Origin of the sequence: Agaricicola taiwanensis (genome assembly GCF_014635245.1) — a bacterium.
In the GTDB taxonomy this organism is placed as follows: domain Bacteria; phylum Pseudomonadota; class Alphaproteobacteria; order Rhizobiales; family Methylopilaceae; genus Agaricicola; species Agaricicola taiwanensis.
Window position 1 is genome coordinate 451,523 of sequence record NZ_BMCP01000001.1, and the last position, 16,562, is coordinate 468,084.

At 63.8% G+C, this 16,562-nt stretch carries 17 protein-coding genes; 10 read left to right on the plus strand and 7 right to left on the minus strand.

Annotated features, from left to right (window positions below):
* Positions 1 to 4 precede the first annotated feature (4 nt).
* The 9 genes from IEV58_RS02165 to IEV58_RS02205 all read left to right on the plus strand — a co-directional run bounded on the left by IEV58_RS02165 (position 5) and on the right by IEV58_RS02205 (position 7,327).
* A complete protein-coding gene (locus IEV58_RS02165; RefSeq protein WP_188408053.1) occupies positions 5 to 625 on the plus strand; it encodes an urease subunit gamma in 621 nt (206 codons plus the stop codon).
* Complete coding sequence (locus tag IEV58_RS02170) at positions 625 to 981, plus strand: GFA family protein (protein ID WP_188408054.1); 357 nt, start codon at positions 625 to 627, stop codon at positions 979 to 981. Before IEV58_RS02165 ends, IEV58_RS02170 begins: the two co-directional genes overlap by 1 nt.
* Complete coding sequence (gene ureC, locus IEV58_RS02175) at positions 978 to 2,690, plus strand: urease subunit alpha (RefSeq protein ID WP_188408055.1); 1,713 nt, start codon at positions 978 to 980, stop codon at positions 2,688 to 2,690. The genes IEV58_RS02170 and ureC overlap by 4 nt, the downstream gene beginning before the upstream one ends.
* A 148-nt stretch (positions 2,691 to 2,838) precedes the next feature.
* On the plus strand, positions 2,839 to 3,303 hold the full coding sequence (locus tag IEV58_RS02180; RefSeq protein WP_188408056.1) for an urease accessory protein UreE: 465 nt from the start codon (positions 2,839 to 2,841) through the stop codon (positions 3,301 to 3,303).
* On the plus strand, positions 3,293 to 3,961 hold the full coding sequence (locus IEV58_RS02185) for an urease accessory protein UreF (protein ID WP_229729131.1): 669 nt from the start codon (positions 3,293 to 3,295) through the stop codon (positions 3,959 to 3,961). The genes IEV58_RS02180 and IEV58_RS02185 overlap by 11 nt, the downstream gene beginning before the upstream one ends.
* Entirely contained in the window at positions 3,958 to 4,584 is a 627-nt protein-coding gene (gene ureG / locus IEV58_RS02190; RefSeq protein ID WP_188408058.1) for an urease accessory protein UreG, read from the plus strand. Before IEV58_RS02185 ends, ureG begins: the two co-directional genes overlap by 4 nt.
* A 15-nt stretch (positions 4,585 to 4,599) precedes the next feature.
* A complete protein-coding gene (locus IEV58_RS02195) occupies positions 4,600 to 5,175 on the plus strand; it encodes a HupE/UreJ family protein (RefSeq protein WP_188408059.1) in 576 nt (191 codons plus the stop codon).
* 143 nt (positions 5,176 to 5,318) lie between these two features.
* On the plus strand, positions 5,319 to 6,587 hold the full coding sequence (locus tag IEV58_RS02200) for a phosphoglucose isomerase-related protein (protein ID WP_188408060.1): 1,269 nt from the start codon (positions 5,319 to 5,321) through the stop codon (positions 6,585 to 6,587).
* 65 nt (positions 6,588 to 6,652) lie between these two features.
* Positions 6,653 to 7,327 (plus strand): class I SAM-dependent methyltransferase, encoded by a 675-nt coding sequence (locus IEV58_RS02205; RefSeq protein ID WP_188408061.1) that lies wholly within the window; start codon positions 6,653 to 6,655, stop codon positions 7,325 to 7,327.
* 7 nt (positions 7,328 to 7,334) lie between these two features.
* Here the strand turns inward: IEV58_RS02205 and IEV58_RS02210 are convergent, their stop codons facing one another.
* From IEV58_RS02210 to IEV58_RS02240, 7 genes are all read right to left on the minus strand, one after another.
* Entirely contained in the window at positions 7,335 to 8,279 is a 945-nt protein-coding gene (locus IEV58_RS02210) for a cation diffusion facilitator family transporter (protein WP_188408062.1), read from the minus strand.
* 118 nt (positions 8,280 to 8,397) lie between these two features.
* Positions 8,398 to 9,111, minus strand: coding sequence for a phosphate signaling complex protein PhoU (gene phoU, locus IEV58_RS02215; RefSeq protein ID WP_188408063.1), 714 nt, complete (start codon positions 9,109 to 9,111; stop codon positions 8,398 to 8,400).
* Positions 9,112 to 9,131: 20 nt separating this feature from the next.
* A complete protein-coding gene (gene pstB, locus IEV58_RS02220) occupies positions 9,132 to 9,941 on the minus strand; it encodes a phosphate ABC transporter ATP-binding protein PstB (RefSeq protein WP_188408064.1) in 810 nt (269 codons plus the stop codon).
* A 15-nt stretch (positions 9,942 to 9,956) separates the two neighbouring features.
* Positions 9,957 to 11,798, minus strand: coding sequence for a phosphate ABC transporter permease PstA (gene pstA / locus IEV58_RS18400; RefSeq protein ID WP_188408065.1), 1,842 nt, complete (start codon positions 11,796 to 11,798; stop codon positions 9,957 to 9,959).
* Positions 11,791 to 13,155: a phosphate ABC transporter permease subunit PstC gene (gene pstC / locus IEV58_RS02230; protein WP_188408066.1), complete on the minus strand. Its 1,365-nt coding sequence runs from the start codon at positions 13,153 to 13,155 to the stop codon at positions 11,791 to 11,793. Before pstC ends, pstA begins: the two co-directional genes overlap by 8 nt.
* Positions 13,156 to 13,243: 88 nt before the next feature.
* Positions 13,244 to 14,290 (minus strand): PstS family phosphate ABC transporter substrate-binding protein, encoded by a 1,047-nt coding sequence (locus tag IEV58_RS02235; protein ID WP_188408067.1) that lies wholly within the window; start codon positions 14,288 to 14,290, stop codon positions 13,244 to 13,246.
* Positions 14,291 to 14,401: 111 nt separating this feature from the next.
* The gene (locus IEV58_RS02240; protein ID WP_229729132.1) at positions 14,402 to 15,685 is read right to left on the minus strand and encodes an ATP-binding protein; all 1,284 of its coding nucleotides are present in this window, start codon (positions 15,683 to 15,685) and stop codon (positions 14,402 to 14,404) included.
* 128 nt (positions 15,686 to 15,813) lie between these two features.
* On the opposite strand from IEV58_RS02240, the gene phoB reads away from it, so the two are divergent.
* Entirely contained in the window at positions 15,814 to 16,518 is a 705-nt protein-coding gene (gene phoB / locus IEV58_RS02245; RefSeq protein ID WP_188408068.1) for a phosphate regulon transcriptional regulator PhoB, read from the plus strand.
* The last annotated feature ends 44 nt before the right edge of the window (positions 16,519 to 16,562 follow it).

Consider the following 16,562-nt stretch of genomic DNA (forward strand, 5'->3'; position numbering starts at 1 on the left):
CCGCATGAATCTGACCCCTCGCGAGAAGGACAAGCTTCTGGTGGCCATGGCGGCCATGGTCGCCCGCCGCAGGCTCGAACGCGGCGTGAAGCTCAATCACCCGGAAGCGGTCGCGCTCATCACCGACACGGTGGTGGAGGGCGCGCGCGATGGCCGCTCGGTGGCGGATCTCATGGAGGCGGGCGCCAATGTGCTGAGCGCGGATCAGGTCATGGAGGGCATCGCCGAGATGATCCATGACATCCAGGTGGAGGCGACCTTTCCCGATGGCACCAAGCTTGTCACCGTACATCATCCCATCCGGGGAGCCCCGTCGAAGGAGGTGCCCGGCGAAGTGACGGCGGCGGAAGGCGAGATCACGTTCAACGAGGGCGCCGAGCGCGTGACGCTGACGGTGGCCAACACAGGCGACCGGCCGATCCAGGTCGGCAGCCACTACCACTTTTTCGAAACCAACGCGGCCCTCTCGTTCGAACGCGATCGGGCGCGCGGCTTCCGCCTCGACATTGCGCCCGGCACGGCCGTGCGCTTCGAACCCGGCGCCACCCGTGACGTTACGCTGGTGCCTCTTTCCGGCAAGCGGGAGGTCTATGGCTTCCGCGGCGATGTAATGGGGAAACTCTGATGACCACGCAACATTATACGGGTAGCTGCCAGTGTGGCGCCGTGCGCTACGAAGTGGATGTCGACCTCGATCACACGATTACCTGCAATTGCTCGCGGTGCGGCCGGCTCGGCCTTGTGCTCGCCTTCGCTCCTGAACAGGCCTTCGATCTTAAACAGGGCGAGGGCGCCACGACCGAATATCTTTTCAACACGGGCAAGATCCATCATCGCTTCTGCTCCACCTGCGGCGTGGAATCCTTCGCGCGCGGCACGGCACCGGATGGCAAGACCATGATGGCCATCAACGTGCGTTGCCTTGATGGCGTTGATCCCTCAAAGTTGAGCCCAACGCCATACGACGGCGCCAGCGTATGACCCGAGCCTCGCTCCCCCGCGCCGCCTATGCCGACATGTTCGGCCCCACCACGGGCGACAGGGTGCGCCTTGCCGATACCAGCCTCGTCATCGAGGTGGAGAAGGACTTCACCACCTATGGCGAAGAGGTGAAATTCGGCGGCGGCAAGGTGATCCGTGACGGCATGGGCCAGTCACAGGTGACCAATGCCGAAGGCGCCGTGGATACCGTCATCACCAATGCGCTCATCGTCGATCACTGGGGCATCGTGAAGGGTGACGTCGCCATCGTAGCCGGCCGCATCGCCCGGATCGGCAAGGCCGGCAATCCCGACATCCAGCCCGGCGTCGACATCATCGTCGGTCCGGGGACGGAGGTCATCGCCGGCGAGGGCAAGATCCTCACGGCCGGCGGCTTCGACAGCCACATCCATTACATCTGCCCGCAGCAGATCGACGAGGCACTCTATTCCGGCGTCACCACCATGCTGGGCGGCGGCACGGGGCCTGCGACCGGCACCTTCGCCACCACCTGCACGCCCGGCCCCTGGCACATCTCGCGCATGATCGAGGCGGCCGACGCCTTTCCCATGAATCTTGCCTTCGCCGGTAAGGGCAATGCCTCCCGGCCCGCCGCCCTGGAGGAGATGATCCGGGCCGGCGCCTGTGCGCTGAAGCTGCATGAGGACTGGGGCACCACGCCTGCTGCCATCGACTGCTGCCTCTCGGTGGCGGATGACTACGACATCCAGGTGATGATCCACTCCGACACGCTCAACGAGAGCGGCTTCGTCGAGGACACCATCGCCGCCTTCAAGGGCCGCACCATCCATGCCTTCCACACCGAAGGCGCCGGTGGCGGCCATGCGCCGGATATCATCAAGGTGGCTGGGCTGCCCAATGTGCTGCCCTCCTCCACCAACCCGACACGGCCCTTCACGGTGAACACCATCGACGAGCATCTCGATATGCTCATGGTGTGCCACCATCTCGATCCGTCCATCCCGGAAGATCTCGCCTTCGCCGAAAGCCGCATCCGCAAGGAAACCATCGCCGCCGAGGACATCCTCCACGACATCGGCGCGCTCTCCATGATGTCGTCGGACAGCCAGGCCATGGGCCGCGTCGGTGAGGTCGTGATCCGTACCTGGCAGACCGCCGACAAGATGAAGCGTCAGCGCGGGAGCCTGCCGGGAGACGCCAGCGGCAACGACAACCAGCGGGTGAAGCGCTACATCGCCAAATACACCATCAATCCGGCCATCGCTCACGGCATTTCGAAGCACATCGGCTCCATCGAGCCGGGCAAGTTGGCCGATCTCGTGCTCTGGACGCCGGCCTTCTTCGGCGTGAAGCCCGATCTGGTGATCAAGGGCGGAGCGATCGCAGCCGCCCCCATGGGCGATCCCAACGCTTCGATCCCGACGCCGCAGCCGGTGCATTACAGGCCCATGTTCGGGGCCTTCGGACGCGCGCTGACAGGCACCTCGGTCACCTTCGTCTCGGCCGCCTCTCTCGCCTATGGCATCAAGAACAAGCTCGGCGTGATGAAGGAGTTGGTCGCGGTCGAGAACACGCGGAAGATCGGGAAAAAGGACATGATCCACAACGGCGCCACGCCGCACATCGAGGTGGACGCCGAAACCTATGATGTGCGCGCGGACGGGGAACTTCTGGTCTGCGAGCCGGCCGATGTGCTGCCCATGGCGCAGCGCTACTTCATGTTCTGAGGTACGGAGACATGATGATGGTTGCTTTAGACGCGTCATGCCCGGCCTTGGGCCGGGTATCCACGACTTTACTGCCTCTCCGTCTCTCCGACGAGGAACGCTTGGATATCAGAGCCAAGCCCGGACATGACGGGAAGAGGAAAACCAGATGATCCGCGCCACCTCTGTCGTCCGCCGTGTGGCGGTGAAGCCGGAAAAGATAGCCGACTCTATAACGCTCGATCATGGCGAGCGCCATCGGCGACGCGTGGCCCTGACGGGCGAGGCGGGCACGGCCTTCCTGCTGGATCTGGCGGAAGCGGCGGTGCTGGATGACGGCGATGCCGTCAAGCTCGAGGACGGCCGCCTCATCGCCGTCAAGGCGGCACCGGAAAGGCTCATCGAAATCCGCACGGGGAGCCAGCTGCGGCTGATGCGGATCGCCTGGCACATCGGTAACCGTCATATCCCCTGCGAGATCACCGAGGATGCCCTCTACATCGCGGACGACCACGTGCTTCTGGAGATGGTGCGCGGCCTCGGCGGCAGCGCGGAGATCGTCACCCGGCCCTTCCGCCCGGAGCGCGGCGCCTATGATCATGGCGGCCACCATGGACATGGCCATGGTCACTGACACCCCCCATCTGCTGCCGCTGATGGCATGGTTGTCACCGGCCTTTCCCGTGGGCGGCTATGCCTATTCCCATGGTCTGGAGTGGGCGGTGGAGTGCGGCGATGTCTCCGACGAAGCGAGCCTCACGCCCTGGCTGCTCGATTTCCTGACGCTGGGCGCGGGCCGCACCGATGCCATCCTGCTGGCTCATGTCCACCGCGCCGGCGGCGATGCTGAGGTGCTGCGTGAGATCAACGACCTTGCACTGGCATTGTCTCCCTCGTCCGAGCTTCATCTTGAGACGAGCCAGCAGGGAACGAGCTTCCTTGCCGCCATCAAGGCCGCCTGGCCCTGTGACGGGTTGGATGGTCTGGCGGGACCCATTGCCTATCCCGTCGCTGTCGGCCTTGCTGCCGGACGCCATGGCCTTCCCGTTGCCGCCACCGTCGAGGCCTTCTTGTTCGGCGTCACGCAAAATCTCGTTTCCGCAGGAGTACGTCTCGCCCCCATCGGCCAGACCGGAGGCACCCGGGTTCTTGCCGCTCTCGGCCCCACGATCCGTGCCGTTGGGGCAGAAGCTCTGGCTGCGGACCTTGATGCGGTCGGAGGCTGCACCTTTCGCGCCGATCTCGGCTCCTTCTTTCATGAAACTCAATATACGAGGCTGTTCCGCTCATGACGTCCAAATCCAACGGCCCCTTGCGCGTGGGCATCGGCGGCCCGGTCGGCTCCGGCAAGACGGCGCTGATGGAGGCGCTCTGCAAGACGCTGCGTCACCGCTACGACATCTGCGCCATCACCAACGACATCTATACCAAGGAAGATGCGCGGCTTCTCACGGTGGCCGATGCCTTGCCGGTGGAGCGCATCATGGGCGTGGAAACCGGCGGCTGCCCGCACACGGCTATCCGGGAGGATGCGTCCATCAATCTTGCGGCGGTCGCCACCATGCGCGAACGCTTTCCCAATCTCGATGTCGTCCTGATCGAAAGCGGCGGCGACAATCTGGCCGCAACCTTTTCGCCGGAGCTCGCCGACATCACCATCTATGTCATCGACGTTGCCGGGGGCGAGAAGATCCCGCGCAAGGGCGGCCCGGGCATCACACGCTCCGATCTCCTCGTGGTCAACAAGATCGATCTTGCGCCCTTCGTCGGCGCCGATCTCGGCGTGATGGAAGACGACACCAAGCGCATGCGTGGCCAGCGCCCCTACGTCTTTACCAACATCCGCGGCGGCGTCGGCACCGATGTCGTTGCCCGCTTCATCGAAGAGGCCGGCGGCCTCACCGCATCCGCCTGAAAACGGGGAACAGACATGTCTCACATCCGCACCTTTTCACTGGCGGGCCTTCTCGCCATCACCGCATCTCCGGCGCTGGCCCATACCGGTGTCGGCGGCGCCCATGGCTTCATCCACGGCTTTGAGCATCCCATCGGCGGCCTCGATCATATCCTCGCCATGGTCACGGTCGGCCTCCTGGCCTCCATGCTGGGTGGACGTGCCCTTTGGCTGGTGCCGCTCAGTTTCGTCGGGATGATGATCGTGGGTGGCGCACTTGGCATGGCCGGTGTCGAGGTGCCCTTCGTTGAACTGGGCATCGTCGGTTCGGTCATTGTGCTCGGGGCCACGGTCGCTTTGGGCAGGCCCTGGCCCTTGGCGCTCGCCATGGGCCTAGTCGGCATCTTTGCCATCTTCCACGGCCATGCACATGGCGTCGAGATGCCGCTCGATGCAGGCGCGCTCGGCTATGGCCTCGGCTTCGCCTTGGCCACGGCCCTGCTGCATGCCGCCGGCATCGGTCTCGGTTATTTCCTCGGCCGCACGCCCGTCGCCAGCCGGCTTGCGGGCAGCGCCGTGGCGCTGGCCGGTGTGGTCCTGTTGATCGGCTGATGCAGCGAGGCAGGCGCCGGTCATCAAAAGCGCCTGCCTTTCTTCTGCCGTATGGACCCTTTCACGTTCCCGTGCGTTGATGATGACATTGACGTTAAGGGGCAGCTTCCGGCCCGCCTTCCGAATGACAGGGGACTTTCCATATGCCGTTCAAGCACAACCACCAGCAGGTGTTCACCGGGCCTCTGACCCGCGACGCCTATGATGCCACGCTCAGGGATGCGCCCCGCGCACTGGATTGGTTGCGCCAGGCCTATGAGACGGGCTCACTCCCGCTCCTGCGCCTGCCGGAGCGCAAGGACGATCTCGATGCGCTGAAGCCCGTTGTGGAGCGTTTGCGCCGTGATTTCGATCACGTCCTGGTGCTGGGCACGGGAGGATCCAGCCTCGGCGGGAAGACGCTGGTGGCGCTGGCCGATCGTGGTTTCGGCCCCAAGAAGGGTGCGCCGAAGCTGCACTTCCTCGATAACATCGATCCGGTGACCTATGCCGATTTCTTCCAGGCAACCGAGGGGAGCCGCGTTGGCATTGTCGCGATCTCCAAGTCCGGTTCAACGGCTGAAACCCTGTCTCAGCTTCTGACCGTGCTGCCGCGTCTGAAGGGCGATGCCGGACGGAACCTGGTCATCATCACCGAGCCCACCGCCAATCCCCTGCGGCAGCTCGGTGAGCGCCTGGGCGCCGACATCCTGGAGCATGATCCCAAGGTCGGCGGCCGCTACTCGGTTCTTTCCATTGTCGGCCTTCTGCCCGCGATGATCGCGGGCCTCGATGCCCATGCCGTGCGCGCGGGCGCCTGGGAGGTTCTGAAGCCAGCTTTGGCCGACCGCGAGGGCACATCGGATGCCATCATCGGCGCGGCCCTCAATGTCGCTGCCGAGAAGGCCGGCATCACCACGACCGTGATGATGCCCTATGTCGACCGCCTCGCCGAATTCGGCCTCTGGTTCCGCCAGCTTTGGGCCGAGAGCCTTGGCAAGGAAGGCAAGGGCACCACGCCTGTACGTGCCATGGGCACCGTCGACCAGCACAGCCAGGTGCAGCTTTATCTGGCCGGTCCGGCGGATAAGTTCTTCACCGTGATCACGGAGCCCAGCCGGGGCGTGGGTGACAAGCTGAACCTCGCAGCTTTTGGCGGCGACGAGCGCCTCAAGTATCTCGACAGCCGCAGCATGGGCGACCTCTTGGATGCCGAAGCCCGGGCGACCTATGAGACGCTGCTCGCCAACAACCGCCCGTCGCGCCTGATCGCTGCCGAGACCATCGACGAGCGCGTCATGGGCGGCCTTCTCATGCATTTCATGCTGGAGACCATGCTCGCGGCGCAGCTGATGAAGATCGACGCCTTCGATCAGCCGGCGGTGGAGGAGGGCAAGGTTCTCGCCCGCAAATATCTCGGTGAGATGGCCTGAAGCTGAAAGAGGCGGCGGCTCCGGAGACAAGATGCCGCTGCTGCATTTCATCATTGGGAGTAGCGATGTTGCCGTTTTCGGATCCTGAGGCTGTCAGTCGCTACGCTGAAAACCCTCCCAAACTCGTGCCGGGCTTTTTAGCTCTGCAACGCATGGCCCTGCAGCTGATCGAGGAGCGGGCTCCGGACGAGGCGCGCGTTCTGGTCCTGGGCGCGGGCGGGGGACTGGAACTGAAGGTCTTCGCCGAGGCGCATCCGGCCTGGCGCTTTGGCGGTGTCGATCCGTCAGCCGAGATGTTGAAGCTGGCGGAGAGGACGCTGGGTCCGCATCTGTCTCGCGTCGATCTGCACGAGGGATACATCCACGATGCGCCGCAAGGGCCGTTCGATGCGGCCGCATGCCTTCTGACTCTGCATTTCGTGCAGCCTGAGGATCGGGTGCGCACACTGACGGACCTATGGATGCGCCTGAAACCTGGTGCACCCCTGGTGGTCGCGCACCACAGCGTCCCTCGCGCGGACGCGGAAAGAACGCTTTGGCTGTCGCGCTATGCGGCATTTGCCGCCGCATCAGGGATCCCGCGTGAGAACGCCGAAGCCGCCGCACTCGCGATCGGACGAGAGCTGCCGATGCTATCGCCCGAAGAGGACGAGGCCTCACTGAGGGCCGCAGGATTCATCGACGTGAGCCTGTTTTACGCCGCTCTGACCTTCCGCGGGTGGGTTGCCTACAAGCCTTGAGCGGAGGCTACTCACCTGCGATCGGCGCCGGCCGAACCGGGTAGTCTGCCTGCTGGGGCTTGATGAACACCGAATGCACATCGGGGATATCGCGTCGCAGGGCGGCTTCGATCGAAGCAACCGACCGTTCGATGGCGGGGGTTGTCGCATCGTCTCGGAATTCCGCGCTGATGGCGGCGACGATGTCCGAGGGGCCAAGATGGACCGCCAGCACGTCGTTGATCCCGAGCACATTGGGATCCTGGCTGGCGATCGCCTTGATCCGCTCACGCACATGCGGCAGGGCGGATTCCCCGATGAGCAGGCCCTTGCACTCGCGTGCCAGCATCACGGCTGTGACCGCCAGCACCAGACCGATGCCGATGGAGCCCACGCCATCAAGTTCCGGCATCTCCAGGACATGAGCGGCGGTGATGGCGACGAAGGCGATCATCAGGCCGATCAGCGCTGCGGTGTCTTCGAATAGGACGGTGAAGGTCGTCGGATCCTTGCTGCGGCGGATGGCGGCGAGATAGCCGAGCGAACCCTTGTGGCGGCGGAATTCCTTGAGCGCGATGGTCCAGGCCACGCCTTCGAAGATGACGGAGAGACCGAGCACGATGTAGTTGACGACGATGCTGGTGCTTGGTTCCGGATTGCGGATGTGAAGCACGCCTTCATAGATCGACACACCGGCGCCGAGCGCGAAAACCAGCAGCGCGACGATGAAGCTCCAGAAATAGACTTCGCGGCTGTAGCCGAGCGGATGCCGCGCATCCGGCGAGCGCTTGGCGCGGTGCAGGCCATACAGCAGAAGGACCTCATTGCCGGTGTCCACCAGAGAATGCACGCCCTCGCTGAGCATGGCCGAACTGCCGGTGAAGAGGGCGGCGCCAAATTTCGTGACGGCGATGAGGAAGTTCCCGATCAGAGCCGCGTAGATCACTCGTGACGAGCCGGATTGCGCGGCCATGAGGGCCCTCCTGTTGCGGGATCAAGACCGGTGAACGGCCGGAGCGTGCAGAGGTTCCCTCAAAGAGAAAGGCCACCCGATCGGGTGGCCTTGTATGTCGCGGCGATGACAGGTGCTGTTAGCCGGGAAATTCGATGGTTGTCGTCGAGGTATTGTCCTGCTTGGGACGGTCGTCGGCCAGCATCTGGCCGGTGACGAGGAAATGCACGGTTTCGGCGATGTTTGTCGCGTGATCGCCGATGCGTTCGATGTTCTTGGCACAGAACAACAGATGGGTGCAGAAGCCGATGTTGCGAGGATCTTCCATCATATAGGTGAGAAGCTCGCGGAACAGCGAGGTGTAGAGCGCGTCGATCTCGCCGTCCTGCCGCCAGACGTCGACCGCGCGGTCGTTGTCACGCTCGGCATAGGCATCCAGCACGGTCTTGAGCTGGCCCAGCACCAGCTCGCTCATATGGTTCAGGCCGCCGAAAAGCTTGGGCGATTTGAATTCACCCTCGATGGCAATGACCCGCTTGGCGGTGTTCTTGGCGAGATCGCCGATGCGCTCCAGATCGTTCGAAACGCGCAGGGCCGCAACGATGGCGCGCAGGTCCACCGCCATGGGCTGCCGGCGCGCGATGGTGAGGATGGCAAGTTCCTCGATGCGCTGCTGCATCTGGTCGACCGACTTATCGGCCGCGATGACCTTTTGCGCCAGGGTGCCGTCGCGGCTGAGGAGCGCGGAAACGGAATCCCCCACCATCTTTTCCGCAAGACCGCCCATCTCGGCGAGATTTTCGGCAAGGCCCTTCAGCTCGGTGTCGAATGAAGAGACGATGTGATCTGACATGAAAGCTTCCCCCGCGAAAATCAGCCGAAGCGGCCGGTTATGTAGTCTTGCGTACGCTTGTCGCGCGGCGCCGTGAAGATGACATCCGTCGGACCTTCCTCCACCACGACGCCGAGATGGAAGAAGGCGGTCTTCTGCGACACGCGGGCCGCCTGCTGCATGGAATGCGTCACGATCACGATAGTGAAGTTCTGGCGGAGGTCGTCGATCAGCTCTTCGATGCGGGCGGTTGCGATGGGATCAAGCGCCGAGCAGGGCTCGTCCATGAGGATGATGTCAGGGCTGACGGCGATCGCCCGCGCGATGCACAGGCGCTGCTGCTGGCCGCCGGACAGGCCGGTGCCGCTGTCCTGGAGACGGTCCTTCACCTCCTTGAGCAGTCCGGCCTTCTGAAGGCTGTCTTCGACGATATTGTCGAGATCCGCCTTCGAGCGGGCAAGCCCGTGAATGCGAGGGCCATAGGCCACATTCTCATAGATCGATTTGGGGAAAGGGTTCGGCTTCTGGAACACCATGCCGACCCGCGCGCGCAGCTGCACGACATCCAGGGAGGGGTCATAGATGTCCTGCCCGTTGATCTCGATCTTGCCGGTGACCTTGGCGATCGAGATCGTGTCGTTCATGCGGTTGAGACAGCGCAGGAAGGTGGACTTGCCGCAGCCCGAAGGGCCGATGAACGCCGTGACGGAACGCTCCGGAATGTCGATGGAGACATCCTTCAGGGCATGTTTCTCGCCGTAGAAGACATTGACGTCACGCGCCACGATCTTGGCATCGCCTGAGGTCGGGGCGGCTTTGGTGGTCTCAGGTGCTTGAAGAACGGTGTTCATGTCAGCCTCTGCCGCTCACCAGCGGCGTTCGAATGTCTTGCGCAGGAGGATCGCCAGTCCGTTCATGGCGAACAGGAAGGCGAGAAGGACGAGAATGGCCGCGGCCGTCTTGGCCTGGAAGCCGACTTCCGGCAGATCCGACCAGAGATAGATCTGGACCGGCAGGGCCGTGGCGGCCTGCGTGACACCGCCGGGAATGTCGACGATGAAGGCCACCATGCCGATCATCAGCAGAGGCGCCGTTTCGCCGAGCGCATGGGCCATGCCGATGATGGTGCCGGTGAGAATGCCGGGCATGGCCAGCGGCAGCACGTGATGGAACACCGCCTGCTGATGTGAGGCGCCGACGCCGAGCGCGGCCTCGCGGATGGATGGCGGCACGGCCTTCAGTGCGGCGCGGGACGCGATGATGATGGTCGGCAGCACCAGAAGTGCCAGTACCAGGCCGCCGACCAGTGGAGCCGAACGGGGCATGCCGAAGAAGCCGAGGAAAACCGCGAGGCCGAGAAGGCCGAAGACGATCGAGGGTACGGCCGCGAGATTATTGATGTTGACCTCGATGAAGTCGGTCAGCCGGTTCTTCGGCGCGAACTCCTCAAGATAGATGGCCGAGGCGACCCCCACCGGCAGACAGATCACCAGCGTCACCAGCATGGTCAGCGCCGAGCCGACCAGAGCGCCAAGAATGCCGGCAAGTTCAGCCTCACGGCTGTCGCCGGTGGTGAAGAAGGCCCAGTTGAAGCCCGTGGTGATGGCGCCCTGGTCCGTCAGCGTGTCGAGCCAGGCGATCTCCTGATCGGTCAGCTTGCGGCTGCCCTGCGGGGTTTCATAGGTGACGACCTTCCAGGATCCCGGCCCGGCCGGTTCGGCGGAGGTAAGCGGCAGCAGCACCTCGCCTTCGATCTGATCGGAGGAAAGGCTGGTGGCCTTCACCAGACCGCCGTTGATCGCGATCAGCAGGCTCGGCATGGCATTGGTCAGGGGCTCCGTGCCGCCCACATTGTCAAACCGCGCCTGGAATTCCTGGGCCTCCGCCTGACGTCCGGCCACGAGCTTCTTGAGGCCATCGACATCCGCGGCAAGAGCGGTACGGCTGGTCTCCAGCGCGGGAACACTATCGGGCGCGCTGCTGCGAGCCGTGGCGATCTCCTGATCGAGGGAGCGAAGTTCGTCCTCGCGTTCCGCCACAAGCGCCGAGAAGCGCTCCACATCGGCCCGCAATTCGCTGGCGCGCTCGGATAGCGTGCGCTTGATGTCCACCATCTCGTCGTTGAAATCGCTGGCGGAGGAGCGGATGGTCACGGTGCCGGTGGTGCCGCTGGGCTGAGCGGTACCGATGCTGACGCTTTCGGAGATCTCGCTGCTGACGCCTTTGACGAAGAGGTCCGCATCGTCGGACAGCAGTGCCCGCACCATCATGGGCTTGCCGATGAGACTGGGGTCCGCCATCAACCGCTCACGCAGTTCGGCATCCGCATCGGTCGACAGGAGGCCGAAGAGCTGCAGCCGGGTGCGGCGAGCCTCTGCCGCGGCGGGAAACATCGTCGCGAGGCTGTCGCGCACCGGCGCCAGGAAATTGGCGCGTTGCAGCTGCGCCGGATCGCTCGGATCGGTGACGTCCAGGTTCTCTGCCGTCGGCGTCACTTCGAGCTGAGCATAGGACACGGTGAAGGCTGGAAGGGCCTTGCCGATGATGTCTGCCAGCAGGATGACGAGGAAAGTGGCGGCGAACAGGATCGCAGCGATGCCATAGGCCTTGAAGCGAGCTTCCGCGCGGTATCGGGCGCGCACCCGCTGAGCGGCTGCGTCAGACGTGATATCGACGGTGCGGGGCGGGGAGACGGCGATCTCAGTCATACTGTTCCCGATATTTGCGCACGATCTTCAGGGCGATGACGTTCAGCATCAGAGTGAAGAAGAACAGCACGAACCCGAGGGCGAAGGCCGACAATGTCTTGGTGCTGTCGAATTCCTGGTCGCCCGTCAGGAGCGTCTTGATCTGAACGGTGATCGTGGTGACTGCTTCGAGCGGATTGAACGTGAGGTTGGCGGTGAGGCCCGCCGCCATGACGACGATCATGGTCTCGCCGATGGCGCGGCTGATGGCCAGCATGAAGGCGGACACGATGCCCGGCAGTGCGGCGGGAAGCACGACCTTCTTCACCGTCTCCGAGCGCGTCGCGCCCATGGCGTAGGACCCGTCGCGCAGCGACTGCGGCACCGCGTTGATGACGTCGTCCGACAGCGAGGAGACGAAGGGGATGATCATCACGCCCATGACAAAGCCCGCCGCGAGCGCGCTCTCGGAGGCGACATTCAGACCCAGGCTCTCGCCGAGCTGCCTCACGAAGGGCGCCACGGTGATCGCGGCGAAGAAGCCGAAGACGACGGTCGGCACGCCCGCGAGGATTTCCAGCACGGGCTTCACGGTGGCGCGCACCCGGGGGCTGGCATATTCGGCCATGTAGATGGCGGCGAAGAGGCCGACGGGTCCCGCCACCAGCATGGCGATGACGGTGATGAGCATGGTGCCGGCGAAGAGCGGCAGGAAACCGAAGGCGCCCGACTGACCGACCTGATCGGCACGGATCGCGGTCTGCGGGCTCCACTGCGTACCGAACAGGAAGTCGATGGGCGAGTAGCGCGCGAAGAAACGCAGCGTCTCAAACAGGACCGAGAAGAGAATGCCGATGGTGGTGACGATGGCCACCGCGGAACAGGCGATCAGCACCCAGACGACCACCTTCTCGAAGGCATTGCGGGCGCGGAAGTCCGGGGTCACGCGCTTGCGCGCGAACCAGAAGGCAAGGACCGCGAGGCCCATGCCAAGTGCAAAGAGGGCGATATGGCTGAAGGTGAGCGCCGATGCATAACTTTCGGCTGCGGCACGGATGCCCTCCGATGCTTCTCCTCCATTCGCTGCGGCGAGGATCTCGCGCATGCGGCCGCTGCGCTCGAAGGCATCGGTAGGCTGTAGAGCGGCGGGCAGACTGGCGATGGCCTGTCCTTCCACCAGCCCCGGTGCGACGGCGCCCCAGAGCGCAACGGCCGCGATCATGGGAATGATGACGACGGTTGCGGCCAGGAGGCCATGGTAGCTCGGCAGGGAATGAAGCCGGTTTCCGGCGGCCATCATCTGGCCGGCATGCGCCCGGCCGACGGAGAAGGCGGCGAAGGCGCAGATCACGACCGCAAGTGCATAGAAGCCGATCATTCCAAAGAAACCCGTTCGCCTGTGGCTGTCACAAAGACGTCATAAAGCAATGCGGCGGCCGGGTCACGGCCGCCGCAGATAGGGATTGTCAGGAAGCGGGCGCCTGGATCGGCGTCATGTTCTTCGCGCCGTCCTGAACTTCCTTCAACTCGTCTTCCGGCAGGGCAACAAGGCCCTTGGATGCCAGATAGCCGTCTTCACCGATAGCCTTGTCGGATGCGAATTCGGCGACGAATTCCTCAAGGCCGGGGATCACGCCGGCATGGTCTTTCTTGACATAGACGAACAGTGGACGAGCGCCGTTGTACTGGCCGTCGGCGATGGCTTCATAGGTCGGCACGGTGCCTTCGATCTCCGCACCCTGGATCTGCGAGGCATTCTCTTCCAGGAAGGAGTAGCCGAAGATGCCGACAGCCTTGGTGTTGGCCTCAAGCTTCTGGACGATCAGATTGTCGTTCTCGCCGGCGTCGACATAGGCGCCGTCCTCACGGATGGTCTTCCAGGCGGTCTCGAAAGCCTTGGCGTCGGACTTCTTCAGGGCGGCCATGCCAGGAACCTTCTCGGCGCCCTTTTCCATGAAGAGCTCGAGGAAGGCATCACGGGTACCGGAGGTCGGAGGAGGGCCGAGCACTTCGATCTTGGTGTTCGGCAGCGAAGGGTCGATGTCGCTCCAGTTGACGTTCGGGTTGTCGACGAGCTTGCCGTCGGCGCCCGGAACCTGCTTGGCGAGCGCCAGGAACAGCTGAGCGCGGGTCAGCTTGAGCGGAGCCTCGGCCTTGGACTGGGCGATGACGATGCCGTCGAAGCCGATCTTCAGCTCAACGATGCCCTTCACGCCGTTCTTGGCGCAATCATCGAACTCACTCTTCTTGATAGCGCGCGAAGCGTTGGCAACGTCGGGATGGCCTTCGCCGACGCCAGCGCAGAACAGCTTGAAGCCGCCGCCGGTGCCGGTGGATTCCACGACCGGCGTCTTGAACTCGCCCTGCTTGCCGAACTGCTCGGCCACAGCCGTGGTGAAGGGATAGACCGTCGAGGAACCGACGGCGCGGATCTGGTCGCGGGCTTCGGCCGCGCCGGCGAAAAGAAGGCCAGTGGCGGCGAGGGCCAGGGCGCTGGTGAAGGAACGTGTCACGGGTTGTCTCCCAGATGTGCTGTCGTAAGGTCTGTCCTCACGCCGGTCACCTCTATGACGGCTATATGACAGCTGGATGACAGTCGAAGAATCTCGTTGTTTTCGAAATGATCAGGCTGTCAGAGCCATGTCGTCGGCTTCACGGAGCCGTTCGAACACCACCGTGAAGCGTGCCCCCTCGTTGGGCGGGCTTTCGATGGACAGCCGTGCGCGATGGCGGGCGGCGATATGCTTGACCAGGGCAAGGCCGAGGCCGGTGCCACCCTTTTCACGGCTATGCGCGGCGTCCACGCGGTAGAAACGTTCGGTCAGCCGCGGCAGATGTTCAGGGGGTATCCCCGGTCCATCGTCACGCACCGACAGGCGCACCTCATCAACGCCGGAACCCTGCGCCAGTGCCACCGAAATGGCAAGCTCGACCTTGCCGCCAGCGCGACCGTATTTGATGCCATTCTCGACAAGGTTCTCAACGAGGCGGATCAGCTCATCGCGATCACCCCGCACCATGACCGGCCCGGCCGGGAAGTTGCGCAGGATCTCCACCTCCCGATCGTCCGCGAGCGGGACGAGAGCATCGGCGACATGCCGGGCAACATTGCCGAGATCCACCGGTGTCTCGGGGTGCAAATGCTGGCGCTGCTCGATCCGCGACAGCGACAGAAGGTCATCGATCAACCGCGCCATGCGTGTCGCCTGGGTCCGCATGATCTCCAGGAACCGGTCGCGGGCGGCCACATCGTTGCGTGCAGGGCCTTGCAAGGTCTCGACAAATCCCAGCAAAGAAGCAAGCGGGGTGCGCAGCTCGTGGCTTGCATTGGCGACGAAATCGACGCGCATCCGTTCTGCCCGGCGTACCCGTGTCATGTCGCGCAGCACCAGAAGCGTAATGCCGCTGTCATCGGGCGTCTGTGTCACATGGGCTTCAATCCAGCGCTCTACGGGTACGCGCTCGACATACTCCACCATGCGGGCTTGGCCATCCGCTGATGCGCGCAGGGCATCAATGACTTCAGGCGTGCGCATGGCCAGTGACAACGCCTCTCCCGTCTTCAAAGAAGGCAGGAGAGCGGTGGCGCGGGTGTTGTTTGCCAAGACAACCATGCGGCGGTCCAGCAAGATGGCGGGATCCGGCATGGCAGCCATCAAGGAGGCGTAAGACAGATCCCGCATCTCTCGTGTGACCGGCACCTCTTCCGTCTTCGCAGGACCTCGAGTCCAGCGCTCGACGGGCAGCAGCAGGACACCGACTAGGACAGCCACGGCGGCGGCCAATCCCTGACCCAGGGTGATGGCGCCTTCAACCGCCAGCATAAGAAGGAGCGCGAAGGCGAATATCAGTGCCGCTGCTCCGAGCTTCAGTCTGATCCACGGCGTGAACGTCGTCTTTTCCGTCACTTATGGGCCCCTCGATGCTGTGTGACGTTTCGGTTCACATTTTATGACGCTTTCTTCATGACACTGTCATGAAAAGCGGCTTTCTTTTCCGCCATCGGTGAATTTCGACAGGGAAAGAGGCGGTGGGCATGGCCACACGTGTGATGATCGTCGAGGACGAAGAGGCGATCGCCTTGCTGTTGCGGTACAATCTCGAGGCGGAGGGCTATGCCGTCGATACCGTTGTCCGCGGAGATGAGGCGGAGCTCCGATTGCGGGAGCAGGTTCCCGATCTCCTGCTGCTTGACTGGATGCTGCCCGGCATCTCCGGCATTGAACTCTGCCGCCGCCTGCGAGCGCGGGCCGAAACCCGCGATCTGCCGATCGTGATGCTTACCGCCCGCGGCGAGGAAGGTGAGCGCGTGCGCGGTCTGGCCACCGGTGCAGATGATTATGTGGTGAAGCCCTTTTCGGTGCCTGAGCTTCTGGCCCGCTGCCGGGCGCTGCTGCGCCGGGTAAAACCCGGGCATGTGGCAAGCCTGCTCTCCGCGGGCGATATCGACCTTGACCGCGAGACCCGGCGTGTTCGCCGCAGCGGCGCTGAGATCCATCTCGGGCCGACGGAGTTCAAGCTCCTGGAATTCCTGATGCAGAGTCCCGGGCGCGTGTTTTCGCGCGAGCAGATGCTCGATGCGGTCTGGGGCCATGGTGTCTATGTCGACGAACGCACAGTCGACGTTCACGTCGGCCGTCTCCGCAAGGCGCTTCGTGGAAAGCATAACGACGACCCGATCCGCACCGTTCGAGGCGCCGGCTATTCCTTCGACGAGACCTTTGCCCGCACCAGCGCCTGACAGCGGTCTCGATGCAGGCAAAGGAAAGGGCCCTCGAGGGGCCC

What these genes read in the sequence shown, in the direction of transcription:
- IEV58_RS02165 (WP_188408053.1), top strand. Translation starts at nt 5, where the DNA reads ATGAATCTGACCCCTCGCGAGAAGGACAAGCTTCTGGTGGCCATGGCG.
- IEV58_RS02170 (WP_188408054.1), top strand. Translation starts at nt 625, where the DNA reads ATGACCACGCAACATTATACGGGTAGCTGCCAGTGTGGCGCCGTGCGC.
- ureC (WP_188408055.1), top strand. Translation starts at nt 978, where the DNA reads ATGACCCGAGCCTCGCTCCCCCGCGCCGCCTATGCCGACATGTTCGGC.
- IEV58_RS02180 (WP_188408056.1), top strand. Translation starts at nt 2,839, where the DNA reads ATGATCCGCGCCACCTCTGTCGTCCGCCGTGTGGCGGTGAAGCCGGAA.
- IEV58_RS02185 (WP_229729131.1), top strand. Translation starts at nt 3,293, where the DNA reads ATGGTCACTGACACCCCCCATCTGCTGCCGCTGATGGCATGGTTGTCA.
- ureG (WP_188408058.1), top strand. Translation starts at nt 3,958, where the DNA reads ATGACGTCCAAATCCAACGGCCCCTTGCGCGTGGGCATCGGCGGCCCG.
- IEV58_RS02195 (WP_188408059.1), top strand. Translation starts at nt 4,600, where the DNA reads ATGTCTCACATCCGCACCTTTTCACTGGCGGGCCTTCTCGCCATCACC.
- IEV58_RS02200 (WP_188408060.1), top strand. Translation starts at nt 5,319, where the DNA reads ATGCCGTTCAAGCACAACCACCAGCAGGTGTTCACCGGGCCTCTGACC.
- IEV58_RS02205 (WP_188408061.1), top strand. Translation starts at nt 6,653, where the DNA reads ATGTTGCCGTTTTCGGATCCTGAGGCTGTCAGTCGCTACGCTGAAAAC.
- IEV58_RS02210 (WP_188408062.1), bottom strand. Translation starts at nt 8,279, where the DNA reads ATGGCCGCGCAATCCGGCTCGTCACGAGTGATCTACGCGGCTCTGATC.
- phoU (WP_188408063.1), bottom strand. Translation starts at nt 9,111, where the DNA reads ATGTCAGATCACATCGTCTCTTCATTCGACACCGAGCTGAAGGGCCTT.
- pstB (WP_188408064.1), bottom strand. Translation starts at nt 9,941, where the DNA reads ATGAACACCGTTCTTCAAGCACCTGAGACCACCAAAGCCGCCCCGACC.
- pstA (WP_188408065.1), bottom strand. Translation starts at nt 11,798, where the DNA reads ATGACTGAGATCGCCGTCTCCCCGCCCCGCACCGTCGATATCACGTCT.
- pstC (WP_188408066.1), bottom strand. Translation starts at nt 13,155, where the DNA reads ATGATCGGCTTCTATGCACTTGCGGTCGTGATCTGCGCCTTCGCCGCC.
- phoB (WP_188408068.1), top strand. Translation starts at nt 15,814, where the DNA reads ATGGCCACACGTGTGATGATCGTCGAGGACGAAGAGGCGATCGCCTTG.